This window comes from Haloferula rosea (assembly GCF_016595525.1).
Classification (GTDB): Bacteria; Verrucomicrobiota; Verrucomicrobiia; order Verrucomicrobiales; family Akkermansiaceae; genus Haloferula; species Haloferula rosea.
Genome location: NZ_JAENII010000002.1, coordinates 413173 through 440082, shown reverse-complemented (window position 1 = coordinate 440082; position 26910 = coordinate 413173). Strand labels below are relative to the sequence as shown.

Below are 26910 nucleotides of genomic sequence, written 5' to 3'. Positions count from 1 at the left end.
ATGTCACGCAGAACCAAGCTCATCGCCACCCTCGGTCCAGCCACCGAGTCCGCCGAGATCATCGGCCAGTTGATCGACATCGGAGCGAACGTGTTCCGGCTCAACATGAGCCACGCCAAGCATGAGTGGGCACGTGACATGTCACGGAAGATCCGTCAGCAGGCCAACGCACGCATGGCCCATGTAGCCCTGCTCTTCGATCTAACAGGACCTTCCATCCGGACAGGGGATGTCGAAACTCCCTACGAGCTGAAGATTGGCGATCTCGTTGAATTCCGCCGCGAAGGAACCGAACCCACGGTGCCCCTTTCCACTACCGTCAACTACGGAGGAATGATGGATGATGTCGCCGAGGGACGCACTCTCGTGGTCGACAATGGCACCCTCCTGATGGAAATCCGCACTCGTAAGGACGACCGTATCCTCTGCGAAGTGAAGAACGCCGGAACCCTCGGATCCCGCCGTCACATCAATCTTCCGGGCACGCGACTCAACCTGCCGGCGATGACCGAGAAGGACCACAAGGACCTGGCTCTCGCGATTGAATGCGAAGCCGACTACGTCGCGGGTTCTTTCGTCCGGGATGCGGCCCACGTCCATGAATTGCGTGATGCCGTGCAGGCGCTTGAAGGAACCGCTCAGATCATCGCAAAGATCGAGGACCAGGAGGCGGTCAGGAACATCGATGCCATCATTCAGGCATCGGATGCCATCATGATTGCTCGTGGGGACCTTGGCATCGAGGTCGCTTTCGAGGAACTCCCCATTCTGCAGCGTCGCATCATCAAGCGCTGCCACGAACTGGGGCGTCGCGTCATCGTGGCCACCCAGCTTCTGGAATCCATGATTCAGAACCCGACCCCGACCCGCGCGGAAGTCACCGACTGCTCGAATGCCGCTTATGAAGAGGCGGACGCGCTGATGCTGTCCGGTGAAACGAGTATCGGCAAACACCCGCTGCGCTGCCTCGAAGTGCTCGTCAAGATCACCTCACGCATCGAACGATCCGGCGGCTTGGGCTATGGGCAGGACGTCCTTCTGAGAGACGAAAGGCAGAAGACCGCCCGTGCCGCGGTCACCCTCGCTGACTCATTGCCGGATGCGCGCTTGGTGGTCCTGACACGCCGTGGTGTGCTTGCCAACCACACCGCGATGCTTCGTCCACGCACCTCGGAGTTCTACGCATTCACCCCGAAGAATCTGGTCTGTCGGCAGCTCGCCCTCACGCGGAATGTCACCGCCTTCAAACTTCCCTTTGCGGCGAGCATCGACGAGACCGTCCAGCGGGCGGCGAATTTCCTGATCGAGTCCGAGAACCTCAAACCCGGCACTCCGTTGGTCATCGTCTCGGACATTCTTTCGAACCACATCGCTGCCAACTCAATCATCCTCCACCACGCCTGATCCGGGAACTCCCCGGCTTGTGCCTTGACCTAACATGCTGCGCCGGAGCATGGTTGCAGGCAGTGAACAAAAACCCATTTGTCCTCACCGCGGCGATCCTGGGATGTCTCGCCACCGCATCCGCAGAAGACGAACTTGATCCAGCCATTGCTGCCGCTCTCCGCAAGGAACTCGACGCCATCCGTCAGGACTACGAGGGCCGCATCAACCAACTGGAAGCCCGGATCAAGGAGCTTGAGGCTCGGGACGAGCCGAATCCAGTCCCCCCTGCTCCATCCAGTGCGCCGCGTCGAAGCGTCCCCGCGGACGTCGAACCCCGGGAGACCGTGATGGGCGAGGAGGAAATGATGCCGGAAGACCATGCCCTTGAGGCCTACGACGAGGTCAAAGAGAGCTTCCGAGGCGACACCGAGTCCCGGAATTACCGCCCTCAGAGCGCCGAGCAGGAAGCCCTGGCCGACCGGATCGAGCAGGTCTTGGAAGGGTATCTGGACATCAGTGGATACTTCCGGGCCGGATACGGCCGCAGCGACGCGGGTGGCCCCTTGCGAGCCTTTGGACTTCCCGGAGTTTCAAAGTACCGCCTCGGCAACGAGGCCGAGAACTACGGTGAATTGCTCTTCTCGAAAACCTTCTTCACCCCTGGAAGTTTCGCACTCTACGACCCCAGCGAAAAAGCCATCCAAGGTGTGGTCTCCCAGTGGAATCTGAGACTTTCCTACGTCAATCCCTACTCAGACTACGGCTCTGGCACGAGCACCACGTTCGCTGTGCCCGAGATCTGGGCCTCGTTCGCCAACATCATCCCTGGAGATCCGGAGGCCAAGATCTGGGCAGGAAATCGTTTCTACCGACGTCACGACATTCACATCAACGATTTCTATTTCTGGAACATGAGCGGAGGTGGAGCCGGCATCGAGGACGTGAGCATGGGTCCCGGCAAGTTCGCCCTCGCTTGGATCGGCGGCAGCACGGAGAGCGGGATCTATGACATTCCCGGCACTCCGGATCCAACGAACCTCGCAGGCTTCAGCAAAACAAACATCGATGTCCGCTACTACGACTGGCCGTTTTTCGGCGGCAAGGGCGAACTTGGATTCACCTACTCAAAGGCCAACTCCGGCTTCGACGCCAGCGGCCGCAAGGCGGAAGACTCCGATGGCGTTGCCCTCACCCTTCTCAGGACTACAGAGGGATTCCTCGATGAGAACAGCGTCCACAAGACCTCCATTGCCATCGGCACCGGGCCAGCAAAAACCTTCACCTCCGGCTTTGATACCTTCACCGACCCGAACGGCACCTTCATCCGCCCCGACCCGGACGAATCGTGGCGTTTCCGGGCAACCGACCACGTGGTGGTCAAACCATGGGAGTGCGTCTCGCTTGGAACGGCCTTGGTCTATCAGTACACCGATTTTGGCTCCAATTTGCCGGAGCAACACTGGGTTTCCGCCGGTCTGCGCCCGATCTGGCATTTGAACGAATGGGCCTCGATCGCATTTGAAGGTGGCTTTGACTGGATCTCGAATTCCCCGAACGGGAGCAGCGGGTCATTGGGGAAATTCACCATCGCTCCGCAGGTCTCCCTCGGAGACGAGTTCTACTCCCGCCCCGTCTTGCGGGCATTCCTCACCTATGCTTTCTGGAATGATGGCCAGCGAGGTCAGGTCGGCGGCACCGACTACGCCCTAGAAACCGAGGGCTTCAGCTGGGGCGTGCAGATGGAATCCTGGTGGTGATCCACCCAATCCCCACGGGTATCCCTAGCGGACACCCGCCGTCCAGCCACTCCACGACCAGAGGGTCGGGTCCACCTCGCGCAGCGCGCCACCGACAACGGTCGATGCATCGTCGGGCGACTCAAGCACCGCAAACATCGTGGAACCTGATCCACTCATGATGGCCGCGTTCACCTCAGGACGTTCGAGCAGCCACATCTTCATTTCCGCAAGCATCCGGTGCTTGGCGAACACGGGTCGCTCCAAGTCGTTGACCAAGTCACCCCAAGGCATGGCTTGGGAACCATAGGCAATTCCCGGAATCTCGGTGCTGTCTTTCCACGCCTTGTAGGCTCCGGGCGTCGACACACCGAAAGATGGCTTCAGCAGAACCACCGGCATGGCAGGCACAGGCTCGCAAACTGCGAGCTTCTCACCGCGGCCACTCACCTTCGCCACCTCTTCGCCCAGGAAAAAGGGCACGTCAGATCCCAAAGCCCCCGCGATCTCCAACAACCGCTCATTCTCGACAGGGTTTCCGGAGAGCTCGTTGAGTGCTTGCAGCGTGAAGGCCGCATCACTGCTTCCCCCGCCAAGACCAGCCCCGTGTGGCACCCGCTTGGTCAATCGGATGTTCCAACTGTCCGTGCTTCCGGTCTCCCGCCGAAAGAGATTCAATGCCTTGACGACCAGATTGGACCCATCCGTCGGCACGCCCGGCGCATCGCAGGAAAAACCGTCATTCTCAGCCGCTTGAATCTCCAACTCGTCATGCAGGCCGGGGAGCCGGACCATGATGGACTCGATATCATGGAATCCGTCCCCCCGCCGCCTGAGCACGCGCAGGGACAAATTCAACTTGGCTGGCGCTTCGACGATCATGCCCGGATCATGCTTCCGCTCCGCCGACAATCAATGCCAACATCCTCCCCGTCCGCCCCCGCTCCATACGATAGCTGTAGTAGCGGTCGGGATCACCCGCCGTATCGATCCCGCAATCATGATACCCTCCCACGCCGAGGTCGGATGCCTGATTGCGGATCGTGGCAGCGAAATCGACCTCATAGTGGGGTGGGCGGATGCACGGTCCGAGCACCACGACAAGATCCCCTGGAGCGGATCCCGAGATCCCGGTCAGCGCCTCCACTCCACGCTTTAGGATATTGGCTTCCGTTCCCTTCTTGCCCGAATGCAGGAGCCCCACCGCTCCCGTCCGTCGGTCCGCCATCCAGATGGCACCACAATCCGCCACATAAATCCCCAAGGTCTCTCCACGAAGACGGGTGACCAAACCATCAACCCCGGGAATCATGCGGCTTGCCCCGGTGTCTTCAACCACGGCGACATCCCCTCCGTGCACCTGCTCGGCTTTCCACCAATGCTCCGATCCCGAAAGGCTCCTTGCCCGCAATCGATGCGCTGGATCCAAGCGTTCCAAAACTTCGTCCCGCTCACCATTCACATTGATCCCGTCAATGCGTTCCACGAAATCGACCCGGACTCCGGAGATTTCCTTCAAGGGGTCTAAAAACGAGAGCGCCTCCGTCACGCTTGGAAGCGTAACGGAGGCGCATGCGATCCGCCAATAATTTGGGGGGACTTTAGCGGCGATCGATGCTCACGCAATTTCGCGGCTCTTCAGCGCGCGCTTCGTGTGCTCGACTGCTTCTGCCTGATCCTCATCCATTTCGGACAAGATTCCGGCAAGGTCAGTTGCGATTTCCTTCCGCATTTTTGATACGAGTTCGACGCCCTTCTGGGTGATTCGAACCATAATCTTGCGGCGATCTTCCGCAGCGTGAACCCGCTCGACGTATCCAAGTTTTTCCAAACGATCGACGAGGCCAGTGGCCGCAGCGGTCGAGTGACCCATCTTTTTCGCGATATCTGACATGGTCAGATATTCTTCGCTCGAAAGGTAGGCGAGTAGGAAGAACTGGGGAAACGAGACGTTGCCCTTGTTGAGTTTCGTCGAGAGGTTCAGGATGCAGCTGCGCTGCGTGAACAGGACGAAGTCAGCAAGGCGGTTCGCGTCAGCTGTCAATGTAGGACCCTGGGGGTCCGAGGTGCTCAATTTCATGGCTGGTTGTAGTGTTCAATGTTGGGACATGTAAGGGGAGCACAGCCATTACGAGGAGGAAGCTAGCAAGCTCCCCTGACCTTTCGCAAGTATAAATTATAAAATTTATCAACCCTGTCGGGATTCCTTTAAAATTCAGGGGCTTGGACTGCCCGGTTCATCCGGACTTTCCGTGCTTGGCGTCGAATTCTGCCATTCGAGGTCCGTCGATGGCTCTTCTGCAAGAAGTGGTCGTGCATACACCTCATCACCCACCTCAAGCGTGCCTGACTTCAGGTCGGCAGCCGCGTAGCGCCCCATCTTCTCGCCACTCACCACGAGCGTCGATGCACGACCCTCCTCCCCCCGTGTCGACAGTAGCAGTCCCTCGCCCAGAGTCAGGCTGCGGAAATTCTCGATCAGTACGAAGCCCTCCGATTCATGGATCGACGCCACGCGCCCGACCAATCGTGGGGCGGTCTTCGACACCTCTTTCTCTTCTTCTTCCTCACCGAACCATCCACACGCACCCATTGAAAATGCCACCAACACCGGGATCCACCTGCTCAACCAAAGTTTCATTACCAAGGAAGCGAATCAGCCCCTCGTTTTGGTGCAAGCCCTCTTCACGATCGAGGTCATGCCGGTTCACACCACTCTGACACGACAACGGCCATTCGGGTCATGGCCCAACCATCGGCCGCAGTACCCTGCCCGCTGACGCTCTCCCTGCCATTCCAACCCCTAGCAACCGGAAGGATCCACCAAATCCACAATGCAGAATTTTTGTTTCGGGTGGTTGACCAATCCGCTTCGCCTGTACAATCTCCGCGCGACCCGCTACCCGGACCGGTGGCTGAGTGGTCGAAAGCGCTCCCCTGCTAAGGGAGTATACCGGAAACGGTATCGAGGGTTCGAATCCCTCCCGGTCCGCCATCACCCGACTCCAGCTTGCTGGGGTCGGGTGATGGCGTTCTGGGCGGGGCGGAGAGCACTGGTGAGTGAAGCGAACTGGGTTTGAAAACGGGAAGCCGATCGTATCGGCGTCGTCGCTTTGCGAGTACAGCGAGCCTGACTGGTTTGGACTGAGCGAAGCGAAGTCAACCCCTCCCCAATCCCTCCCGGTCCGCCGCTCCCTCGCTCGTGCCTCGCTCCCGCGCCGGACGGTCAAGCCGTGCTGCCTCCGCCCCACCACAAGAGACACCGAAACCCGCCTGCGGCGGGATTCGGCGGCGGAAGAAACCTCCTCCGGGCTAAGAAGCCTCGGCCTCTCGCGCCCGCAACCCCAATCGCCGGGACCGTGGCTCGCTGCGCTTCGCCCGCACCATTCCGTCGATTCCGGTTGTAGTTGCTACCTCCGGTTTGATTCTGCCGATAGAGTTTCGTGCGGAGCACGAAACCTTGGGTCCTCCTTCACGAAACCTTCACGAAACCTTCACGGGAGCTTGTTGCCTTGATGCTTGCTCTCTGGTCACATGAGCCCCACTTCTATGCACCATATGAGGGGACTCAAAGCGATGATGGTTTGTGTGCTTCTGCACGTTTCCGTTGCCAACGGACAAGAAGACATCGTGACGCAAGGTGAGGTATCGATTCCCGAGCCGATCTTGAATCCCGCCCCCGCAGAGCCTGTGCCAGAGTCGGAACCCGTTGACTTTACCGTTCTTACCACAAGAACCACTCGAATGGATGTTGCCGACGCACCACCGATGACGGGGCTTCCTCCGGTCGAAGGCGCGATTGATTTCACCATACGGCTTGTTGAAGATCCAAAACTCCCAGATCCTCCTCCGCGACTTCCTGCGCTTCCTCCAGACGATCCCGAGGTCGTCGCTGCGCTTGACGAGCTGGCCAGGCATTACAAGCGAACCGAAATGCTTTTTGTTTCGGCGACTGTTTACGACAAGACCGCCACTCTTCTGAGGATTCACCCCAGCGGCGATGCCAAGCATCAGATTACCGCGTGGTCTAATCTCGATTTCACCTGCTTCAGTGGCTTTTCAACGTTCCGGGTCACCGGGCAGGATGGGGAATTCACCGACTACGGCATGCTCATGGGTCTGGGTATCATTGATACCGGTCGCATGCGGGAAGCCATGGAACTCCATGGGTTGGAATACGACGGGCCAACCATCCCCGAACTCCCGGATCTTGTCGATGCAGGTCCGGCCTTCGTCGTTGTCGGAGGGAATGCCGAAGGCATGGGGATGGATACTCTCAAGAATCTTCACGACTTATACCGTAATGAGGGCGACCGAATGCAGGAGGCCCAAGTCGAACGTACGCGAATTAGAAAAGAGCGGATAGATTTCTTTTTAGCGAATCCTCCCCGGCCAGACGACGTGACGATTAGTTTCTGGCGTCGAGACAAGCCTCAAGCGGACAAGGATGAGGGGCGATGAACGCATCAATCGCAAAAATCGTGTCCGGCTCGCTGTTGTTGTTCGGGCTTGCGGAAGCCTCTGAGCCTCCGCCCCAGCCGCAACTCGTGCTGACGAAGGGAGTTGGAACCACTTGGAACACAGATTGGGATGGCGTAGCCGGTCGAACCTACTTCCTCCAATGCAGCATCGACCTTGTGACATGGTTGTATGCCCCAGTCGTGGACTTTGGCAGCAATCCATCTCAATACGGCGTAGACACGAATGGTGCCGAGAAGACCTTTCTGAGGCTGGCATACGTTGATGATGAAAGTGTTTTCGATCTGGCAAGTGCCGAATTCAGTGATTTCGACGGTGATCTTGTCTCAAATCTTGGAGAAGGATTGGCTCTTGGCACAGATCCTCTTTCCGGGGACTCAAACCTAAATGAAATTTCGGATTGGGATGAAGACTCCGATGGTGATGGAATACCCGATGGATGGGAGGCGAATGCTATTGCCGAACTTCACGGATCCTATGGGATCACACAACTCACGGACATCTCTCTGTCAAATATTGAGCAAGTTGCGGACCTCTCCCACCAACAACTTCCTCCGAATACTTTGCCGCATCAAGTTTCTATTGAAGTTACCGTCCCGTCCACACTCCCAAATACCGTGCGCCCGGAGAGCGTATGGCCCGTCTTGCCTAGCGACCTTGTTTTTCGAAATACATTCGTTGCGCCATCAGTTCTCGCGACGTCATTTCCGGATTGGCATTTCTCCGGAGGACATGCATTGGTCCTAATAAAAAACAATCTTCAGGAAATCCAAATTTCAGCAAGCTGTCCGAGTAGTGATCCGGTAACGCTGAAAGTCGTTCGAGATCCAGCAGATGTTTCCGCAGTTGGATCTGGCCCGCTTTCATTGCTCCCTGTAGGAGCTCAAAACACTGCCGAGGTTACGACAGACGATAGAGGCTCCTTCTACATAGTGGGCTGGGTGGATAGTGATACCAATGGAGAAATCAGCAACGGTGAATCTGCGTTTGTTTGCCCCTTGATTGTGGTCGATATCGACATCAACGCTGTCGAGCATCACGAGGGCGACCCGATTTTTGGCGAGATAGCAGCTTCCGGATTTGAACCTGCCTATCAATACGTGCGTTTTGGGCAGAACGAACAGGACGTGGATCCCGGTGCCACAACTGCTGATCTATATGAGGTTGCAGGTATTGGTTTGGATGCATTTGCAACTTTTGTGGGCGGCAAAGATGGAATGCGTGGAACCGATAGGGTAATGGGCGGGTGGTCAAATAACATTGTCGTGAATCAAGAGACGGGCACTTACAAAAAAAACAATGAGGATGACCAGTTTGTAAATATTGGATTTGCCTCGAATGTTGCGAGTGCCAGCGGATGGGATGCCGTCGCTGATGTTCCTATGTTCAATCCGGCCGATCCTTCTCCGCTTCTCTACGAAGAACCAATTCTCGACAGATTTGATCTTAATGCCGCGATCAACGGAATGAATTCTGTGTGCTTGGTCACAGGGAGTTTTCAGACAACCGGCACAGCACCTCTTGGCAGGAAAGTCCGGATTATGGCTTGGGATAGCCCAACCAGCGCATGGCCAGATGGACATCCAAATCATGCTGGGTTTGACCTGAAAGGCTATGACTCGGCCACTGCCTTTTCGGCATTCCTCACGTTCTGGTCCAGCCCTGAGTCTTTTGCCGACATCGACGGTCAATCAGTTTCGGCCAGAGGGGGTGCAGGAGAACGAACCTATCAAACAGCGTATCGCGTCGATTGGCAGACCATTGGTGTGTATGCGGTCCTTAATTCAAACGCTTCAATCACTGGGGCGATTCAAGCTCCTACCGAAGAAGAGTTCTCTCCTGTGAAATCCCCTCCGGGGGTCGATCATGAAACGCGTCCTCCGCTTAGCGGAACAACTATCCACTACGATGCTCACTAGACTAACTATTCTATTTGCCTCAGCCTTCTTGGTTGCCGAAGCAGCCTTGCCTCGCGTGTTTTCGGTTGAGAGCGCGAAGGGGGTATACTCCGTTAGCGTCGAGAGCTTTGCTGCTTCAGACCCAATCAAAGCAACAGGCGGAAACCGAATCCGTGAATTCACTTTAGTTGTGAAGGTTGAGGAGTGCCTAACGGGAAGCGTGGACGTTGGCGATCTTATTAGGATTCATGGAAGCCAGACAGCTCGTAAAAATGAAATTTCACGATCAATACCTCCAGCCGAAGGCTCTTCATCATGGGGCTTAAGAGGTCATGGGAAGCTCGATTTTTTCACGTATGAGAAAGGGGAAAAGTATCTTGTAACATCATTGAAGAGTCGGGGCGTAGGAGGGATCCAAAACCCGGACGGAGCCATTTATTTGCTCGATGAAGCTCTGCTCTCAGACGTTAAGATCATCCTTGGGGATGACGATTCTGTTTTGAGATCGACAAACACGCCTGGAACCTCGCTACGAGTTGAAGCAGCTCTGGCGCTCTTGCTAAAGGCCGATGCTTCTGGGCTACAGTCCGCGGAAGCTGCTTTCCGTACAGCAGTTGAATCATGTGAGGCAAAATATCTCCTCGATGCAGCGGAAGTTGTAAGCATTGAGGCGATGCTTAGCCGCGACCGTTCAGATTTAGCAAATCTTCCAGAAAGTGAAGCTCGCGTCAGCAACGCTTTGACAACAACTGTTGCAGAATGTGCGGCGAAGCTATCGACCGAACAATTGCGCGGTAATCGTATGAAACGCGTTTTGGGTAGACACCGGTCTCAGGGCGAAATCGACAAGGAGAGAGTCATGGAGCGGCTGCAGGATGCTGCCGCCGACCGGAAGGAGCTTGTCGGCACTTGGGCATTAGACTGAGGGATTGTCAGAGTGGCGATTCTTGGATCAGTCAATTGGAGGGCTGCGTCACGGAGCTTGGCGCACAATCTGTCGCACACGACTATCGCTGAGGCCGACTTGGTCGGCAATTTTGGTGCTGGAGGCTACGAGGCCGGTATCCAGCGCCAGCTTCCAGTTCTCGGCCAAATACCGCATGGGCTTGTCCGGCGGGCAGCGGTGCAGCAACTCCATGGATGGAGGATTGTCCCGCCAGTGACTACGGACCGGATGAACCAGCTCGGCTCCGTCCTTCCAAGCATCCCGCCTCACGCCTGCAATGCAGGTGATCGGCGCAAAAGTTCGTAATACGCTCCCATGCGGTCCGCCATCACCCGACTCCAGCTTGCTGGGGTCGGGTGATGGCGTTCTGGGCCGGGCGGAGAGCACTGGTGAGTGAAGCGAATCGGGTTTGAAAACGAGAAGCCGATCGTATCGGCGTCGTCGCTTTGCGAGCACAGCGAGCCTGACAGGCTTGGACTGAGCGAAGCGAAGTCAACCCCGCCCGGTCCGCCACGCCTGCAACCCTGTTCTCAGGGATCGGAACGACGCGTTTCCCAAGGACCGAAGAAGCAGTTGAAGAGCTTCACCGAATGCGGGCCTGAAAACACCAACGCTCATGGATCGCAACCAGATGGGTCGGCGGGGCGCGCAGGAAACCAACACGATGAGGCGACCGGAGCACCCCGGAGATGGACCCTACCCAAGTCACGAATCACCCCCTCCAGCGCTGCATGTCACGGGAACACGCGACACCCCCGCGGGGAACCCGACAATTTTCGAAGAAACTCAGATTCGGGCTGAAAATTTCGCCATCATGCACGTAGAAGGGCGCATGTTCATCACTGGTCGCTCCGTCCTCTTCCTGCTGCTTGCAGCTGCTCCCGTGTGGAGCCAGCAGGGCAATCGAAAAGGGCACGAAAACATGAAGTCCATCGTGCCTGCTGACGAAGTCCCAGCGGCCCCGGTCCTGCCTGTCGACCAGGCGCTGAAGACCTTTGAACTTGCTCCCGGTTTCATCATCGAACCCGTCGCGGCAGAGCCCTTGGTGGATCGACCGGTCTGCATCGACTTTGATCCCGCGGGACGCATGTGGGTATGCGAAATGAACGGTTACATGCCCGACATCGATGGCAAGGGAGAGGATATCCCCCAGGGGCGCATCGTGGTTCTCGAAGACACCGACCATGACGGATCGGTCGACAAGCGCACCGTGTTTCTCGACAAGATCCTGCTTCCTCGCGCGCTGGCCGTTTTCCCTGACGGCGTCCTCTTCATTGACCAGAACCAACTTTGCTGGATTAAGCGGGACGGATTGCAAGCTTCGGGAGACCCTGTGGTTCTCGATCCGAAGTTCGCTGCCGGCGGAAATGCCGAGCACAAGCCCAATGGACTCCTCCCCAACCTCGACAACTGGCTTTACCTCGCGAAATCCGACAAAAGGATCCGTCGGGTTGCAGGTGAGTGGTTGATCGAGAAGACATCGTTCCGTGGCCAGTGGGGCATCGCCCGCGATGACCATGGCCGCCTCTACCACAACAGCAACTCCACCCTGCTGAACGCCGATCGGACGGCCCCCGATCTGCTGGACGGAAACCCGGCGGCAAAAATGCGCGTCCGAAGCACGACCCAACTCGGCAACAACCGCGTCTGGCCGATTCGCGTCACGCCCGGAGTCAATCGAGGATACATCGCCAAATCCAATGGCTACGACAGCCAGACCCTGGACCCCGAGACCTACAAGCTAATCAACGCGACCGCCGCGGCAGGCATGGCTATCTATCGAGGCACGAATTTCCCCAAAACATGGCTCGGCCGGGGAATCGTGACCGAGTCCACAGTCCAACTCGTCAAGGCGATCGCCATCGATGAATCGAACGGAAAGATGACCGGTTCCCACCCACTGGGTGAAAAGGAATTCATTGCATCCACCGACGAACGGTTCCGCCCGGTCAATGCCTACAATGCCCCCGACGGCTCCCTGTATGTCATCGATTTCTACCACGGCATCATCCAGCACAAGACCTACATGACGAGCTACCTCCGCGAGCAAACTCTGTCACGGGGCCTCGACAAGCCCGGTCACGGACTCGGCCGCATCTATCGAATCCGCCATTCAGCTGGACAACTCGAACAACCCATCGACATGGCCAGCCTTCAAGGTCGCCAACTGGTCGCAATGCTGGCCCATGCGAATGCCTGGCACCGGGAGACCGCGCAGCGCGTGATGACCGCCCGCAAGGATCCATCATGGGTTCCCGATCTCGCCTTGCTGACCAAGAACCAGGACGCGCGAACCGCCATGCACGCCATCTGGACTCTGGAAGGCATGGGTATGCTCACTTCGGATCATCTGAAGTCGGCCTTGGTAAGCAAGGATCCGAACTTGAGAAATTCGGCCCTGTGGGCAGTCACCCGACTTTCAAGTCCTCAACGACAACTCCTCGCCCCGGGACTCTCGAAGCTTGAGGTCTCCACTGAGTCCATTCCCTACCTGGCGAAGGCACTCGCAACCTGCAACCACGAGACCTCGGACAAGGCACTCGCCACGATCATGGAAAAACACCAGAAGATCCCATTCGTTCGGGAAGCTGCCGTCGCCGGCCTGCGTGGACGGGAGCAGGAATTTCTCGCAAGCCACCTCGAAGACTCGAAAGACAAGACCCTGATCGCCTGGCTCGAGAATGCTTCGAAGGCTCCCGCCAAGGCGAAGATCAATGGGGGTCTGACAGGTGCCGACGCGATCGCCTTCAAGCGGGGCAAGGCGCTCTACCACGGTGAAGCGGCATGCGTTGCCTGCCACGGGGCCGATGGCGGGGGGCTTCCGGATCTCGGACCACCGCTCGACGGCTCGGAGTGGGTGACCGGCAAGGTCGAGGTGCTCGCAAAGATTCTTCTCCACGGCATGACCGGCCCGGTCGAGGTGGCCGGGGAAACATACGCCCCTCCTGCCGCCATGCCCGGCATGTCATTCAATCCCGCCATGACGGATCAGCGGCTTGCGGATCTCGCAAGCTACATCCGCCACGAATGGTCCAATACGGCAGGCATGGTAGCACCGGAGGCAATCACCCGCTGGCGTGCCGCCACCACCGATCGATCAGGTCGCCCCTACGTCGCAGCTGAACTGAAGCAATAGAAGAGCGAAGAGGCTTGGCGTGAGCGCTGACGCCTTGGAGTTCACATGCCGGCGTCCCGGACCAGCGTCGTCAGTTGCTTCTGAAAATCCTCGATGTCCTCTTTCGCCGGACGATAGCCCGGGGTATCCGGATCAAGCCCGGGGCGACCATATTCGTCCAGCATCCAAACGGCCTTCTCTCCATCACTGAAAGTCACTTTGCCACTCACGAGAGCACCCGGCATGGCGACCTGATCCATCGTCACCGACACACCACCGGCGGCCAACGGGGGCTCTACTTCCACCTCGGCTTCCTTCACCTCGCCGGGACCCGACTGCGCCTCCGCCTTCGCAGCTTCCTCCTTGGCTGCCTCTGCCTTCTCATCGACGATCTCGATCTTGAGATCAAGGACGAGGAATCGGGCATCCATGTAGGTGATCCCGATATCCATCTCCTCCTTCATCCGCTTCTGCAGATCCGCGATCGAAGCGCCTTCGGCGGCCCATTGGCGGAGTGAGTCCTTCTGATCATCGGAGAGTTGGCTGGCACTGAACATCGGGCCGATTCAGACGCCCCCAGCCCACAATCCAAGTCCAAATGCCCCACTCGCCGAATTTCACGATTCGACACCCTGCCGACGTGCCTCCACCGCGAGCCGAAAAGCCTGCCGGTCCCCATGCCGGCGAACGGAAAACTTCACACATCGCCGCTGGCCGGGTTCGGGACACCATGTGGCCTGCCAGAAGTAGTACATCGATCCGTTCGACGCCGCCACTGCGACCTTCGAGACTCCCACCACCCCCGAGGAATTCCTCGCCGACTTCTCGCAGATGCGAGCGCCAGCCGCTTCGTCTTCGAGACGTTCCATCAAGGCATCCCGCCACGAACGCGCCTTCAAATAGGCCTGCTTCGGCCCACCCCACTGCCGGTCGGCAAAGTACTTTCCATACTTCTTGCCCCGCCGCTGCATCCGGACCTGCCAACCGTGAGTGCTGGCTCCGGGCAGGTCGATTCGGGCGATCGCATAGGTGTCAGGCGGGCTCCACATGGGATTGCCCGCACTTTCGGCCGCAGCCCACCCCTTGTCAACGTCATGCGCCCGGAGCCCGGATCAGGCTCCCACTTCAGGATCAAAATCCTTCGGTGCGCGAGCGACCCGGTCCACCGTGAGCTTGGTGACGATGTTCCCCCGACTCCCCCGCCCCTTGATACCGACTTCCGCGAAGTGGAACGGGCGGCTGACATTTCGCAACCTCAGTGCCGGTTTTAGGTGGACGATGAGCATCTGCGCCTCGCTCTCCGCCTCAGTCCGGTGAACCGCAAAGTAGAATACCCGCGAACCCTTCTTGCCCGGGGTCAGGTCGTACTCCTTGTCACGCGTGACGCCACCGACACGGAAGCGCTTCGCCAGCACCGGACCGTCACGTCCATCCCGATAGAGCATGGAATAGATCAGATCCTCATCCTTGCGGAAAACGGCGACCCGCATCGGACGCTGACCGACAAACACCTTGGGTGCCACCTTGGTGACCTTCATCTTGCCATCCGCCGTGAAGGCGATGATGTCGTCGATCGTCGAACACTTCTCGATTGGCTTCTCCTTCTTCAGGCCGTATCCGGCAAAGCCGTTCTTCTCATCGAGATACAGGGTCTCCGTCGCCGCCACCACCTGGGTGCGCACCACCCGGTCGAAGGTCGAAATTTCGGTCTTCCGCTCCCGACCCTTGCCGAAGTTCTTCTTCAGGTTCTCGAACCAGCGGATCGTGAACCGGGTCAGGTTACGGATGTTCTTCTCCGTCTCGGCGATTGCATCCTCGAGCCCATTGATCAGCTCGTCGGCCTTGAAGGAATCATACTTCGAAATCCGCTTGATCTTGATCTCGGTCAACCGGATCAAATCGTCCTCCGTCACCTCGCGATGAAGCAACTTCTTGAACGGCTCCAGACCGTCATCGATCGCCTTCAACACCGCTTCCCACGTTTCGCACTCCTCGATGTCGCGATAAATCCGATTCTCGATGAAGATCTTCTCCAGTGAGCTGAAATGCCACTTCTCCTGAAGTTCGCGAAGCTTGATCTCCAGTTCGACGCCGAGCAGCTCCCGTGTCTGATTGGCACTGGCCTTGAGGATCTCCGTGACCCCCAGGAACTTCGGCTTGCCGTCGGTGATCACACACCCATTCGGCGAAAGGCTCATCTCGCAGTCCGTGAAGGCGTAGAGCGCATCACGACTCGTATCCGCGTCCACTCCGGCAGGCAGATACACGAGGATGTCGGCATGCTCCGCCGTGTTGTCCTCGATCTTCGAAACCTTCATCTTTCCCTTCTCACCGGCATTGACGATGGAGTCCATCAAGTTGCCGGTCGTCGTGCCGAAGGGAATCTCGCTGATGCGAAGCAGGTTCTTTTTCTCGATCGAGATGCGGGCCCGCACCCGGACTTTGCCGCCACGCAGACCGTCCCGATAATCGCTCGCATCCATGATGCCGCCGGTCGGGAAATCGGGAAGCAACTCGAACGGCTGCTTTCGCAGGACCGCAATGCAACCGTCGATGATCTCAATGAAGTTGTGCGGCAGCATCTTGCACGCAAGGCCGACCGCGATGCCCTCGACCCCCTGCGCGAGGAGCACAGGAAATTTTGATGGGAGCGTGATCGGTTCCTTGTTCCGACCGTCATAGCTTGGCGTCCACTCGGTGGTCTTCGGATTGAAGAGCACCTCAAGCGCGAACTTGGTCAGACGCGCCTCGATGTAGCGCGGAGCGGCCGCCCCATCCCCGGTCAGGGTGTTGCCCCAGTTACCCTGGGTGTCGATAAGAAGATCCTTCTGCCCGAGATTGACCGTCGCATCTCCGATCGCCGCGTCACCATGGGGGTGATACTTCATCGTGTTGCCGATCAGATTCGCCACCTTATTGTAGCGCCCGTCATCCAATTCCTTCATCGAGTGAAGAATCCGGCGCTGGACGGGTTTTAATCCATCACCGAGGTGCGGGACCGCACGCTCGAGAATCACGTATGAGGCGTAATCGAGAAAGTAGTCCGAATACATCTCCCCGAGGGAGACGTGCTGGTCGGGGTCAGGGGTCATTGTCGGGCAAATGCTTCAGGTTTCTTAAGCATTGGGCAAGCCTCAAGCGCTCAAGGTTCGCTTCTGGGTTGGATGGCTGCCCCGATCCTGCTCGGATGAGTCGCATCCGGCCAGCGCAAGTGACCGGCATTTCCTCCATGGCACGTCTCCTCCACCTGATCCTTCTCATCGGCTGCCTCGCCTCGGTCACTCCCGCGGCCGGGGATGACACCAAGTGGCCGGAACCCGACGCCGACAGCCGCCCATGGCTGCGTTGGTGGTGGCCATCGGACTTGAGCTGTCCGGAGGAGCCCGACGATGAGCTCAAGGAAATCGCCGCCCACGGATTCGGCGGAGTCGAAGTCCTGCCGCTCGGAGCGGAAGGCGACACGCTTTGGCCCGGCCCCGGCTGGGCACCTCGAGCCTCCGCCACAGCCTCACTCGCCGAAGAGCTCGGACTTGGGTTCGACCTCGCCACCTTCGCCGGTCGTCGCCCCCTCGCCTTCGGTGCCGAGGACGCCGGACGCCAATGGTTCCCGTATGCCGCCACCGCACGCGGGGGCCCGCTGCGCCTCGAGCTCCCGGAGGGCATCGCCCATTGCCTCGCCGCATGGCCGCCCCAAGGGCAGCCCATCGACCTGCTCGAAGCGATCGACCCGGAGACCAAAGAACTCGTCTGGGATGCCCCAGCCGGCAGCTGGCGAATCTACGGACTTTTCGATGAACCCGCCTCCCCTGCACTGGACCCATTTTCTCCAGTGGCCATCAAGGACGCGCTCGCTTCATTCGATCTCTCTCTCGCCGACTACGAAGGCCCGTTTCCACGGAGTCGACCGCTGGAGCGAACCGGAGCGGAATACTCTGACTGGACCCATCAATTCTTCGAACGTTTCCTCGCCCTCAGGGGATACGACCTCAGGGAGCAACTCCCGGCCCTCCTCGGCGACGGACCGGGCGGCGTCATTCAGCGGGTTCGCTGCGACTACCGGGAAACCTTGTCGGACCTCTACCGAGTGAGCTTGGAAACATGGCAGGACCACACCCGCAATCAGGGTTCACTGACACGCACCCTCCTCCATGCGCAGCCCGGTCATCCCCTCGAGCTCCACGGCGTTGCCGACTTTCCAGGTGTGGCTGGGATCCCCGTCCTCGATCCCGAGCTCCACCTCGCGGCATCCGCCGCCCACCTGACGATGAAGCCACTCGTCGTCGCCACCTACACTCCGGATCCATCGAGCACCACGACGCCGGCGGACATCAAACGACACCTCGACGACCTTTGGCTTCAAGGAGCCAACCACATCATGCTCGACGGCCGTTCATCCCTACTCGATCCGTCACAAGGCGAGCTGCTTCTCGACGACCCGGGCGGTCTCTGGGGAAACCTCCAACCGCTGAGCGACTACATCACACGCTGCCAAAGCATCCTCCAACTTGGGGCGCCCGATCCCGATCTCCTTCTCTACTATCCAGCTCACGACTTCTGGTCAGAACGCGGTGGCATCCCTTCGGAACCTGCCGCCCGTCGAGAGTGGCTCCGACCCACCGGATACCAGCGGGCCTTCGAAGGCCTGAGCGAACGAGGTGTCACCTTCGACACCACGAGCGACCGACTGCTCGAGCAAGCCGAAGTCATCGGAGACGGCCTCATCCTCATCGCCGGGCTGACTTACAAAGGATTGATCCTTCCTGAAGTACGACGCCTCCCCGAGCAAACCGCAGTCAAACTCCTCGAACTCGCCCGACGCGGCGCGCGGATCAGTGCCCTTGGCGAGCTCCCCCAGGATGTCCCCGGCTTTCCCAACCCGGACATCCGCCGCGGTACACTCATCCAAGCCTTCCAGCAACTTCCAGACGCGAGCACGCTGGAATCCGATGACCTCGATGAACTGATCGACCACCTGAGGATCCAGCCCGAGCCGATGGCCAAGCTCGGACTTAGACACATCCGCCGAAGCCACCCGGAAGGCAGCCACTATTTCATCGTGAATACGGGGACCACGACCGTCGACTCCCCGGTCCGCCTGTCGCGCCCCGCCGAATCCGTCGTCAAACTCGACCCGCGCGACCACCAGACGTCCGGCATCGCCCCTCGGGGAGCCTCCGACGACGGAGCGCTCATCCACTTGCACCTCGAGCCCGGCGAATCAATCGTCCTCCGCACTTTCCGTGAGCGGACCGCCACCGGTCCGGAATGGGCGGGCCCGGGCCCAGCGACCCACGAGCGCCTCATGGGTGGCACCTGGCGCATCCAGTTAAACGACCTGCCACCCATCGAAAGCCCCATTTTGGGATCATGGCGCACCCTTTCCTCCGCTCCGTCGGGGAGCCACTCACAGACTGCCACTTACACGATCGAGTTCGAAGCGACTGAGCCTGGCGTCGGCGTCATCGACCTCGGAACGGTGGCCCACACCGCCCGCGTTCGAGTCAATGGACAGCAGCTCGGAACCAGCTTCGCCCCGCCCCATCGACTGAACGCCGCCTCCCTGATCAAGAAGGGCCGAAACCAACTTGAGATTGAAGTCACCAGTCTCGCCGACCACGACCTCCCGGCTGGTCTTCTCGGCCCCGTCCGACTGATCACACCAAGCTCCACACGGGATTCCCCGTAGCCCTGCGAGGCAATTCCAGGTAGCCAACGGAGAGGAAGTGGGTAAGTTGCGCCATGCCGCGCCTCCTGCTGCTCCTCACCCTCAGCATCTGCTATACCTCCGCCACTCCGCTGAAAATCGTCACCATCGGTGACAGCCTCACCGATGGCTACAGCGAAGTCGCGCGCTTGGCCGAAGTGCCACTGCTCGGAGCGGTCGTCGGCGATCGCGTTTATCCGGAGCCGGATTCACCCAATCCCGATGGAAACGTCCGCGCCTTCAACTGGCCCGAACTCCTCGCCATTTTCCGACCCAATGAAGCGGACTTCGGGCCCACCGGCGAATGGGGCGACATCGATGACACTTTTTTCTTTCCCCTGCCGAGCGGCGACCTGCGCTTCCGTGGATTCCAGAAAAATTTCGCCGTCGTCGGCACCACCACCCTGAACTGGACGAGCCTGCTGACCTCCAACCCCGTCGACGATGGATCCTTCCCGCTCAACCTCTTCTATGATGCCACGAAGAGCAGCCTCCTCACCCAACTCGCCACAGCGGATGTCGTTGTCATCATGCTCGGAGGCAACGACCTGAAGAACGCCTACTCCGACATCTTCAATGCCGCGGATCCCAGCCCATTCCTCGATCCGGTGAGGACCCGGCTTGAAACGATCCACGCGGCCGTGCGCGCCGAGAATGCCAGTGTGCCGATCGTCGTCGCTACGGTTCCTGACGTAGGAGCTACACCAAACATCTATCAGATCTACAACACCCCCGCACTTCAAGCCACGACGCGGGCGCACATCGCCGCGATGAATCAGGCGATCATCACCACTTTTGAAGCCAAGCCGAACACCTCGGTGGCACGCGTGGATCGACTCACCGACCTTGCATTCGACCTCGACCCCTTCCACCTGAATGGCACGGAATTCACCATCGAGGGCGACCCCTACAACCCACCCGACCACCTCTTCTGCAAGGACAACTTCCACCCGGGCACTGCCGCGCAGGCACTGATCGCCAACGAAATCATGCTCGCCATCAACACCCGGATTCCCGGCGCCATGACTCCATTCAGCCATCGTGAGATCCTCGGCTCGGTTCTTGCCTTGGATCCCGATCAACCGTTTATCGACTGGGCCGCGGCGTACAGTCTGGCACCGGACTCCTTCGATTTGGATTCCGATGGCGATGGCCTGCCCAACGGAGTGGAAATGCTCTTCGGTACATCTCCGGTCACCTCCACGAACTCCCCGACCGGAAGGTGGGAGCCCGGTGGTGGACTGACTTGGAATATCAACGAGGATGCCTCGCGTTATATCCAGTGGAGCGCGGAAGAATCCCCCGACCTCGATTCATGGACCGATGTCCCCATGAGTCGACTCATCCTGACAGGCGGCACGGCGACAGCCACACCGCCCGCCCTTGAGCGAAGCTTCTTCAGGATCCAGGCCAACCCCGCTCCTTGATCAGTCTTCTTGAAGGCAGCGGATCTTGTCGCGACGCGATAGACGGCGCCCCCATAGGCGTGACTTTCCGCGCAGGGCCAGCAGTCGACCGTGATTCATTCGCGAGATCTGACTGATCAACTTCGCATGACTCGGGCGTCTCGCCTTGAAGGAAGTGCGCTTGCGCTTCTTGCGTTTCCGCTTCTTCGGCTTCTTGGCCCCTTCCGCCGGCGGCTGCGGACTTCCACCCTGCTTGCTTCGCTTCGGCAGCACCATGCTATCATCAGCGAACAGCAGCACGTGGCCTTGGGTAAGCAGCCAGAACAGGTCGACCAACCACTCCTTCGGAGGTTCTTCCGTTCCTTCGGGAAGCAACGCTGTCCATAGTTCTCCAAGCTTCGGACGCTCCTTGTCATCCAGCCACTTTACGATGGCGGCAGGCCGCTCGGACAGGGAATCAACATCCTGCAATGGATGCGGACGCGCTGGACCACAGTACAGTTTCCCCTTCGTCTTGAAGATTGCGAGGTGATCGGACTCCAGCATCCGGCAGATCGTCGGAATCAACATCGCCGGATGTCGACGCGTGTGCGACCCCGCGATGCTGGCAGCCGCCAACACTCCTTCGGACATCGCACGAGCATCGGTGTCGCCGGGCAACTCGGTCTTGCGAGTCTCCTCATAGGCATCACTGAAGGCCCGGGAGAGAAAGTCATGTTCGATCTCGGAGCGCTCGAAGGTCCAGTCGTCGTCGGAACCACCCACCGGACGCCAGCGCACCCGCTTCTTCATCGATTCCATCCATGCATTGACCGCTTCCTCACCCCGCTCGGTCCTCACCTTCGAGGCATAACGCTCGAAAGGCATGTTCGAAAACCTCTCACGGTGGAGACGGCGAAGGTTGGATTGATAACTGTGGAAATTGGGAGGCCCGAGCCACTCCCCCGAAATGCCGCATTTCGCCACCACTTGGAAATTCCCCTTCGGCGGATCAGCTTCGACCTCATCGGTTTCGTACAGCTTCCCGAACGCCTCGGACTGCATGAAGTGAGCAACCGCCTCCTCCTTGGTCACGAACAGGCAGTCGTCCTTCCTACCCCGATAAAGAGGCGGCTTGGAGTCCTCGACCACGAAGTGCAGCCGGCAGCTCCCGCGCGAACTCAAAAACAACTGCGCCACGTCAAACAAGGAATACACCCGCGCCCGGTGATGGATCTCCTTCACCAGCAAATGAATCGCTTCGACCGATGGCGAGATCGTTGCCTTCAGACCCGGAGCCGGCTGAGGGAGCTCCCTTCGACGATCACCATCCCGCTGAAATTTTCCTCCGTCGCGACGACCTCGACCGCCTCCACCTTGTCCTCCGCGTCCTCGGCCACCACCATCCGAGCGGCGCGCTCCTCCTCCGCCACCTCCGTAGCCACCGCCGCCGCGGCGTTCACCGCGCCCACCGCCCGGGCCACCCCCACCACCCTGTCGGCGTCCACGACGTTCACCGCCGTCGCCCTTGTGGTCCTTGTACTTTTTCTCCGGCGCGTCGCTCCGGGCCCAAGCCGGGCCAAGATCAAACGCTGACAGCAGGTCATCCTGCTTTTTCGATGGGTCGCTCACGGGGAAAACCCTAGCGGTCCGGATCGGAATGACAAACACCAGCTTGCATCATTCTCCACAAAATTTCGGCACCTTCCCGGAGGCTTCAGGAGGCGCTCAACAGCTCCAGCGTCCTCGAAACCGCTCCATCATGCTTCGCGAGCACCAGCTTCGCCGAGTCCGTTGACGCTTCCTCTCCATCGCCCATTCCGGCGAGGACCTCCTCCAACTCCGATTCGCCCGCCACACGACGCGCGCCCCCCACTTCGACCAACTCGGACGCCAAGGGCTCGAAGTTCTCCATGTGGGGTCCAAAAACGAGATGCTTCCCCGCCTGTATCGCCTCCGCGGGGTTCTGCCCACCCTCGCCGAGAAAACTCTTCCCAATCACCACGACGTCGGCGTGCGCCGTCCAATCGCAAAGCTCCCCGGTCGAGTCGACCACCAGACAGCAGGTCTCCGGATCAGAAGGAGGCTGGAAGGCCGATCGCAGCACCACAAAAAAACCTTCTTCTTCAAGGGAAACTTTCACCTCGGCCCGACGCTCAGCATGCCGTGGCACACATAGAAAGAAGCCACCTGCCCGACGCACGGCCCGCCCGATGAGCGCTTCTTCACCCACATGGGTGCTCGCCGCCAGAACCACCGGACGATCGATCGCACACGGCTTCAGCATCGAGTCAAACTCCGCACGCCGGGTCGGAAGCGATCCACTCCCCGGATCAAACTTCAAACTTCCAGTCACCTTGATCCGATCAGCTTCGACACCCAAGGTCTCCCAAATTCCAACGCTCGCCTCCTCCTGCACCGCCACGGCGTCCAGTTTTGAAAACACCGGACGGATCAAGTGGGCAAATTTCTCATACCGCCGCCTCGAACGAGGTGACATCCGCGCATTCACCAGGCGGACAGGGATCGCGCGCCTTTCACACTCAATTAGCAGATTCGGCCACATCTCCCCTTCCACCAGTACGATCTGCGACGGCTCGAAGCGGTTCAGATACGTACGGACCATGAATCCAAAATCCACTGGCTGATACACCACCCGAACTCCGGGGCCCGGCTTCTCCATCGCCACCGCTTTTCCCGTGGCCGTGCCCACCGCCAAGACAAAATCCTGATCCGGACAACGCTCACGCCAGACCCGAATCAACTTCAAGGCCAACAAGGTTTCACCCACGCTGACCGCATGAACGTGCACGGCACCCGCCGGCTCGAACTCCAACTCCTCGGCATAGCGACCCGCCCGCTCCAACAAGCCGGATCCGAATCCTCCCCGACGTGCCATTTTTCCCAACCACGACGGCAGCGCCACCAACACATAAAGCGGAAGGAGAAGCCGGTAGAGCAACAGGACGGACGGCATGGCAGAGACTAGGAATCGCTGCGCCGAGCGTAAAGAAGGATGGCACTGCTGCCATACTCGCGTCGGTCCACGAGTTCGAAGCCCACCGCCTCACGCGTAACTTCCCGGGCGGACTGCTCCGCGATCAGGAACCCATCGGGCGCGACCCGATCAGCGAAACCTTCCAGCGCGAACATCGCCCCGAGATGGTCGCGGTCGAGAGCCGAGTGACAGTAGGGAGGATCTGCAAAAACGAGATCAAATGAACTCCTCTCACGGCGTAGCCATCCATGCACGTCCGCCCGCACCACCCGTCCTCCCGAGAGCCGGCTCTTCTGCAGATTGGCCCGGATCGCCTGCTCGGAGGCACGACCCTCATCCACAAACACGCACTCCTTGCCCCCCCGACTCAGTGCCTCCAGGCCGAGTGCCCCGGACCCGGCAAACAGATCCAAAACCCGCGCTCCCTCGACCACTTCACCCAAGCGGGAAAACACCGCCTGACGGACGAAGTCCGTGGTCGGTCGCGTTTCCCCTTTCGGCACCCGGATCGCCACCCGTCCTGCCGTTCCAGCAATAATTCTCACACCCCCTCCCATGCCAGCACGACTCGGAAAGGACAAGCCCCGGCAGATCGCCGTTGCGCTCATCTGCTCACCCCCAGTCACCTCCCGGACAACCCGATCTCACTGAGCGGAACCGTCCGACCATCCAGATCGGCCATCCAACCCGTTGGGTTACGCCAGAAGTCGACATCGAGAAACTGGCGATTTCCCGGATCCAGCGAATCCATCCTCTCCACCCCAAGTCGCGCTTTCACCCACTCAGCGGCCGCGCTCGAAACCACCAGACGAATCACTCCCGATCCGGACTCCCGGTTGACCCAGCCATTTCCGAGGAGCGACGCCTGATCACCAAGAAGCCGGAAGTCGGGCACTTGGAAGACCCCGTTCTGGAGCACCATCGCCGCCCCATATCGATCAAACTCCAAGCCCGCACCCTTCATCACCAAACCTTCGCCCCCCGACCGCACCAAGGCCCTCCAACTCATCGGAACCCGCGCAAATCCCGCGCACTGAACGAACGTTTGATTCTGGGCAATTTCGAGCTCTTCAAGCGCTGGAAACCGGAAGCAGCTCGACTCAGTCGACCTATAGCCAACAGTCGCTTCGAATGGGAGTGCTGGATTTATGCTTATTCTCCCATTACCAGTAAGTTGCATGGGTTTTTCCGGCTCTTCAATAACCTTAAGATTCAGGATTCTGGCAGCCAACTGAAGCTCTACTCCAATATCCGTTTCCATCGTTTGTTTTAGCACCTTCAGCGCCGCCAACCTTGCATTCCCACTCCCGGCTTCATCGCTTCCGGCAAAGACCAAATCGAGATCATCCAAAGCCATAAGCTCACCCATTTGGCCGATCGAAAACATGCGGAATCTTCCGTTTACTACCTCCATTTGCAACGGTCGTTTCTTTGTTGAGACGGGCGGCTTGGTCGGCACTGCGGGAGTTCCCCCATCACCTACGACCTCCCCACCGCCATCACGCCCGGACTGCGGACCATCGACGATGGATGGAGGCTCAGGGCTCGGCTCCTGCGGACGCCCTTTCGAAGGATCCACCGCAGCAATTACGGGTGGCGGCTCCTGGCTCGGAAGACCAGCGGCCGCCAACGAGATCAGCATTTCCGCGCTCACGCTCAGTACTGGGTCACGCACCTCGATGCGATCCAACCACAAGTCCCCCCTCAAACAGGACTGGTAGTGTGGACTCGCCCTGATCTCCGCAATGCGAAGGAGGGGCTCGTCGGTATGCTCCCGTACTGCGCTTGGCTGCAGAACCACCAACTCCTGCACCGATGCACCACCCCAGGGGGTCCATCCGAGACCACCGATCTGCACATCGAGCCCAGCACGCCGGCTCAGTTCTTTCGTGACCCGTTCACGCAACCATGGCGTCGCCAAGAGGACTTGGAGGGCGAGAAAAAGCAGCAGCGCCCCACCCGCTGAAAACCGCAGGAGGCGCTTGATGCGTCGCACCCATCGCCGTGGACGACGCTCCTCCACCACGCGACTACCTCCGTGGCTGCTGAAGCTGGAGTTCCTCCGGCTTCAAGATACCTGCGGCTCCCATGGGGAACCGGATCACAAGGCTCTTATCGTAGAGGCGGGTTCCCTCGGAGGAAACTTCCTGCATCCGATAGACCAAAAGTCCGAACTTTCCGTCGCCCGTTTTGCCGATTGCGAAGTTTTCCTTCGTGCTACCGAGACTGGTTTCCTCGCTGAACTTCCATTCGTGGCCGGTCCAGGCGCCGAGAATGCTGTGCTTGTCCGCATCCACATCTTCAAGGCGCTCCAGCGTCCCATTGGGCGACACGAACACGTCCTTGGCCGCATCATACTTCAGGGTCGTGATCGGGTGGGCCCCACCAACCGTCACGATCGACCAGAACCCTTTGCCCGCTTCCTTGAGCTGGAGAACCACGGGTTCCACCGCCTTGAACTCCCGCTTCTCCCACAGGGCAAGATACTCCTTGTACTGCTCCTCGGTCAGGCCGAGCTTGGGATCGTATGGGAGTGGAATTCCCGGAGCCGACTTCTTGGAGTGCTCCTTGAACCACTCCGGGTCCTTCTGAGCCGCCTTTTCGACGATGGCCACATACTTGTCCAACTCCTTGGGTGGCACGACGACGGTGGTCGCCCCCTTCACGAACTGGTTCTGGGGCAGGTAGTTGAGCACCTCCGGAACCTCAGCGGCGTAGGCGACTGACATCATGACGGAGGCGGCGACGATCGAGAGTGACTTCATGGACGGCGGGAGGCTGCGCCGCCTCTGGCCGAAACTCAAGCGGCAATGCACGGCCCACCCCCATCCTTGATCCCGCCCGAACCCTTGACCTTAGTGCTCCACCCTCACCAACCCCTGCTCGATCGCCTCCTCCATCGGCATCGGCTTGGCCTCGCAGACCTTTCTCCACCCGTCAAAATTCCAACGATTGGGAAACCCGGCGCACTGTCCCGGCTTCACCGCGTGGATCCGGCACCCTCCATCTTCGAGCATGATGCATTCATGATTCTCCTTCTCGATCAAAGAAAGCCCCTGCCGGTTGGTTCGCAGTCGCGTAAAGCGCGCGAGGAACCCCTCCTCCGACAACCCCAGGAACTCGGCAATGCGAGGGATTTCGTCCTCCTCCAACCTCACATCACCCGGCCAGCGACAACAAGCCGTGCACCGCTGACAAACGTAGTAGGTATCTGGATCGAGAAAGACCTCTCGATTCCCCGGACTCCCGTGCAGCTCGCTCAT

General features: G+C 59.3%; 23 protein-coding genes and 1 tRNA gene. 9 read left to right on the top strand and 15 right to left on the bottom strand.

The features are described 5' to 3' along the window. Together pyk and JIN81_RS03945 are read left to right on the top strand one after the other, a co-directional pair. Positions 1 to 1404 carry a pyruvate kinase gene (gene pyk, locus JIN81_RS03950; RefSeq protein WP_200276593.1) on the top strand — a complete coding sequence of 468 codons (1404 nt, stop codon included), beginning with the start codon at positions 1 to 3 and terminating at the stop codon, positions 1402 to 1404. Between the two features lie 62 nt (positions 1405 to 1466). Next, positions 1467 to 3143 (top strand): carbohydrate porin, encoded by a 1677-nt coding sequence (locus JIN81_RS03945; protein WP_200276590.1) that lies wholly within the window; start codon positions 1467 to 1469, stop codon positions 3141 to 3143. 24 nt (positions 3144 to 3167) lie between these two features. On the opposite strand, the gene ispE is transcribed toward JIN81_RS03945, so the two are convergent. The 4 genes from ispE to JIN81_RS03925 all read right to left on the bottom strand — a co-directional run bounded on the left by ispE (position 3168) and on the right by JIN81_RS03925 (position 5763). After that, a complete protein-coding gene (gene ispE, locus JIN81_RS03940) occupies positions 3168 to 4004 on the bottom strand; it encodes a 4-(cytidine 5'-diphospho)-2-C-methyl-D-erythritol kinase (RefSeq protein ID WP_200276587.1) in 837 nt (278 codons plus the stop codon). Between the two features lie 7 nt (positions 4005 to 4011). Continuing rightward, a complete protein-coding gene (locus JIN81_RS03935; RefSeq protein WP_234044444.1) occupies positions 4012 to 4641 on the bottom strand; it encodes a purine nucleoside phosphorylase YfiH/LACC1 family protein in 630 nt (209 codons plus the stop codon). A 99-nt stretch (positions 4642 to 4740) separates the two neighbouring features. Continuing rightward, entirely contained in the window at positions 4741 to 5202 is a 462-nt protein-coding gene (locus JIN81_RS03930) for a MarR family winged helix-turn-helix transcriptional regulator (protein ID WP_200276583.1), read from the bottom strand. 135 nt (positions 5203 to 5337) lie between these two features. Next, positions 5338 to 5763 carry a hypothetical protein gene (locus JIN81_RS03925; RefSeq protein ID WP_200276581.1) on the bottom strand — a complete coding sequence of 142 codons (426 nt, stop codon included), beginning with the start codon at positions 5761 to 5763 and terminating at the stop codon, positions 5338 to 5340. Positions 5764 to 6027: 264 nt separating this feature from the next. Between JIN81_RS03925 and JIN81_RS03920 the strand changes: the two genes are divergently transcribed. From JIN81_RS03920 to JIN81_RS03905, 4 genes are all read left to right on the top strand, one after another. Continuing rightward, positions 6028 to 6117, top strand: a tRNA-Ser gene (locus tag JIN81_RS03920). A gap of 563 nt (positions 6118 to 6680) precedes the next feature. Continuing rightward, entirely contained in the window at positions 6681 to 7583 is a 903-nt protein-coding gene (locus JIN81_RS03915; RefSeq protein WP_200276579.1) for a hypothetical protein, read from the top strand. Further along, positions 7580 to 9520 carry a hypothetical protein gene (locus JIN81_RS03910; protein WP_200276577.1) on the top strand — a complete coding sequence of 647 codons (1941 nt, stop codon included), beginning with the start codon at positions 7580 to 7582 and terminating at the stop codon, positions 9518 to 9520. The genes JIN81_RS03915 and JIN81_RS03910 overlap by 4 nt, the downstream gene beginning before the upstream one ends. Continuing rightward, positions 9468 to 10424: a hypothetical protein gene (locus JIN81_RS03905; protein WP_200276575.1), complete on the top strand. Its 957-nt coding sequence runs from the start codon at positions 9468 to 9470 to the stop codon at positions 10422 to 10424. The genes JIN81_RS03910 and JIN81_RS03905 overlap by 53 nt, the downstream gene beginning before the upstream one ends. Before the next feature lie 48 nt (positions 10425 to 10472). Here JIN81_RS03905 and JIN81_RS03900 read toward each other — a convergent pair whose 3' ends face one another. Continuing rightward, positions 10473 to 10715, bottom strand: a complete 243-nt coding sequence (locus JIN81_RS03900; protein WP_200276573.1) for a hypothetical protein — start codon at positions 10713 to 10715, stop codon at positions 10473 to 10475. A gap of 544 nt (positions 10716 to 11259) precedes the next feature. Between JIN81_RS03900 and JIN81_RS03895 the strand changes: the two genes are divergently transcribed. Further along, entirely contained in the window at positions 11260 to 13581 is a 2322-nt protein-coding gene (locus JIN81_RS03895) for a DUF7133 domain-containing protein (RefSeq protein ID WP_200276571.1), read from the top strand. A 41-nt stretch (positions 13582 to 13622) separates the two neighbouring features. On the opposite strand, the gene JIN81_RS03890 is transcribed toward JIN81_RS03895, so the two are convergent. The 3 genes from JIN81_RS03890 to JIN81_RS03880 all read right to left on the bottom strand — a co-directional run bounded on the left by JIN81_RS03890 (position 13623) and on the right by JIN81_RS03880 (position 16652). After that, positions 13623 to 14117: a hypothetical protein gene (locus JIN81_RS03890; RefSeq protein ID WP_200276569.1), complete on the bottom strand. Its 495-nt coding sequence runs from the start codon at positions 14115 to 14117 to the stop codon at positions 13623 to 13625. A gap of 60 nt (positions 14118 to 14177) precedes the next feature. Further along, positions 14178 to 14609: a hypothetical protein gene (locus JIN81_RS03885; RefSeq protein WP_200276567.1), complete on the bottom strand. Its 432-nt coding sequence runs from the start codon at positions 14607 to 14609 to the stop codon at positions 14178 to 14180. A 63-nt stretch (positions 14610 to 14672) separates the two neighbouring features. After that, entirely contained in the window at positions 14673 to 16652 is a 1980-nt protein-coding gene (locus JIN81_RS03880) for a DNA gyrase/topoisomerase IV subunit A (protein ID WP_200276566.1), read from the bottom strand. 137 nt (positions 16653 to 16789) lie between these two features. Here JIN81_RS03880 and JIN81_RS03875 point away from each other — a divergent pair, with 137 nt between their 5' ends. Together JIN81_RS03875 and JIN81_RS03870 are read left to right on the top strand one after the other, a co-directional pair. Beyond that, a complete protein-coding gene (locus JIN81_RS03875) occupies positions 16790 to 19246 on the top strand; it encodes a glycosyl hydrolase family 2 protein (RefSeq protein ID WP_200276564.1) in 2457 nt (818 codons plus the stop codon). A 53-nt stretch (positions 19247 to 19299) separates the two neighbouring features. After that, positions 19300 to 20691, top strand: coding sequence for an SGNH/GDSL hydrolase family protein (locus JIN81_RS03870; RefSeq protein WP_200276562.1), 1392 nt, complete (start codon positions 19300 to 19302; stop codon positions 20689 to 20691). On the opposite strand, the gene JIN81_RS03865 is transcribed toward JIN81_RS03870, so the two are convergent. The 7 genes from JIN81_RS03865 to JIN81_RS03835 all read right to left on the bottom strand — a co-directional run bounded on the left by JIN81_RS03865 (position 20692) and on the right by JIN81_RS03835 (position 26910). Next, a complete protein-coding gene (locus JIN81_RS03865; protein WP_200276560.1) occupies positions 20692 to 21894 on the bottom strand; it encodes a hypothetical protein in 1203 nt (400 codons plus the stop codon). A gap of 41 nt (positions 21895 to 21935) precedes the next feature. Beyond that, positions 21936 to 22157, bottom strand: a complete 222-nt coding sequence (locus JIN81_RS03860; RefSeq protein WP_234044443.1) for a hypothetical protein — start codon at positions 22155 to 22157, stop codon at positions 21936 to 21938. A gap of 209 nt (positions 22158 to 22366) precedes the next feature. Further along, a complete protein-coding gene (locus JIN81_RS03855) occupies positions 22367 to 23626 on the bottom strand; it encodes a 3-deoxy-D-manno-octulosonic acid transferase (protein ID WP_200276557.1) in 1260 nt (419 codons plus the stop codon). Positions 23627 to 23634: 8 nt separating this feature from the next. Further along, positions 23635 to 24192, bottom strand: coding sequence for a 16S rRNA (guanine(966)-N(2))-methyltransferase RsmD (gene rsmD, locus JIN81_RS03850; protein ID WP_325100840.1), 558 nt, complete (start codon positions 24190 to 24192; stop codon positions 23635 to 23637). A gap of 77 nt (positions 24193 to 24269) precedes the next feature. After that, complete coding sequence (locus JIN81_RS03845; RefSeq protein WP_234044442.1) at positions 24270 to 25034, bottom strand: AsmA-like C-terminal region-containing protein; 765 nt, start codon at positions 25032 to 25034, stop codon at positions 24270 to 24272. Positions 25035 to 25677: 643 nt separating this feature from the next. Further along, positions 25678 to 26412, bottom strand: coding sequence for a hypothetical protein (locus JIN81_RS03840; protein ID WP_200276553.1), 735 nt, complete (start codon positions 26410 to 26412; stop codon positions 25678 to 25680). 90 nt (positions 26413 to 26502) lie between these two features. Beyond that, positions 26503 to 26910, bottom strand: coding sequence for a YkgJ family cysteine cluster protein (locus JIN81_RS03835; protein ID WP_200276550.1), 408 nt, complete (start codon positions 26908 to 26910; stop codon positions 26503 to 26505).

Coding starts and splice junctions, on each gene's coding strand:
- pyk (WP_200276593.1), top strand. CDS start 1: ATGTCACGCAGAACCAAGCTCATCGCCACCCTCGGTCCAGCCACCGAG.
- JIN81_RS03890 (WP_200276569.1), bottom strand. CDS start 14,117: ATGTTCAGTGCCAGCCAACTCTCCGATGATCAGAAGGACTCACTCCGC.
- JIN81_RS03870 (WP_200276562.1), top strand. CDS start 19,300: ATGCCGCGCCTCCTGCTGCTCCTCACCCTCAGCATCTGCTATACCTCC.
- ispE (WP_200276587.1), bottom strand. CDS start 4,004: ATGATCGTCGAAGCGCCAGCCAAGTTGAATTTGTCCCTGCGCGTGCTC.
- JIN81_RS03910 (WP_200276577.1), top strand. CDS start 7,580: ATGAACGCATCAATCGCAAAAATCGTGTCCGGCTCGCTGTTGTTGTTC.
- JIN81_RS03925 (WP_200276581.1), bottom strand. CDS start 5,763: ATGAAACTTTGGTTGAGCAGGTGGATCCCGGTGTTGGTGGCATTTTCA.
- JIN81_RS03915 (WP_200276579.1), top strand. CDS start 6,681: ATGAGGGGACTCAAAGCGATGATGGTTTGTGTGCTTCTGCACGTTTCC.
- JIN81_RS03895 (WP_200276571.1), top strand. CDS start 11,260: ATGCACGTAGAAGGGCGCATGTTCATCACTGGTCGCTCCGTCCTCTTC.
- JIN81_RS03885 (WP_200276567.1), bottom strand. CDS start 14,609: ATGTGGAGCCCGCCTGACACCTATGCGATCGCCCGAATCGACCTGCCC.
- JIN81_RS03905 (WP_200276575.1), top strand. CDS start 9,468: ATGAAACGCGTCCTCCGCTTAGCGGAACAACTATCCACTACGATGCTC.
- JIN81_RS03855 (WP_200276557.1), bottom strand. CDS start 23,626: ATGCCGTCCGTCCTGTTGCTCTACCGGCTTCTCCTTCCGCTTTATGTG.
- JIN81_RS03930 (WP_200276583.1), bottom strand. CDS start 5,202: ATGAAATTGAGCACCTCGGACCCCCAGGGTCCTACATTGACAGCTGAC.
- JIN81_RS03840 (WP_200276553.1), bottom strand. CDS start 26,412: ATGAAGTCACTCTCGATCGTCGCCGCCTCCGTCATGATGTCAGTCGCC.
- JIN81_RS03880 (WP_200276566.1), bottom strand. CDS start 16,652: ATGACCCCTGACCCCGACCAGCACGTCTCCCTCGGGGAGATGTATTCG.
- JIN81_RS03845 (WP_234044442.1), bottom strand. CDS start 25,034: ATGTTTTCGATCGGCCAAATGGGTGAGCTTATGGCTTTGGATGATCTC.
- JIN81_RS03835 (WP_200276550.1), bottom strand. CDS start 26,910: ATGAGCGAGCTGCACGGGAGTCCGGGGAATCGAGAGGTCTTTCTCGAT.
- JIN81_RS03875 (WP_200276564.1), top strand. CDS start 16,790: ATGGCACGTCTCCTCCACCTGATCCTTCTCATCGGCTGCCTCGCCTCG.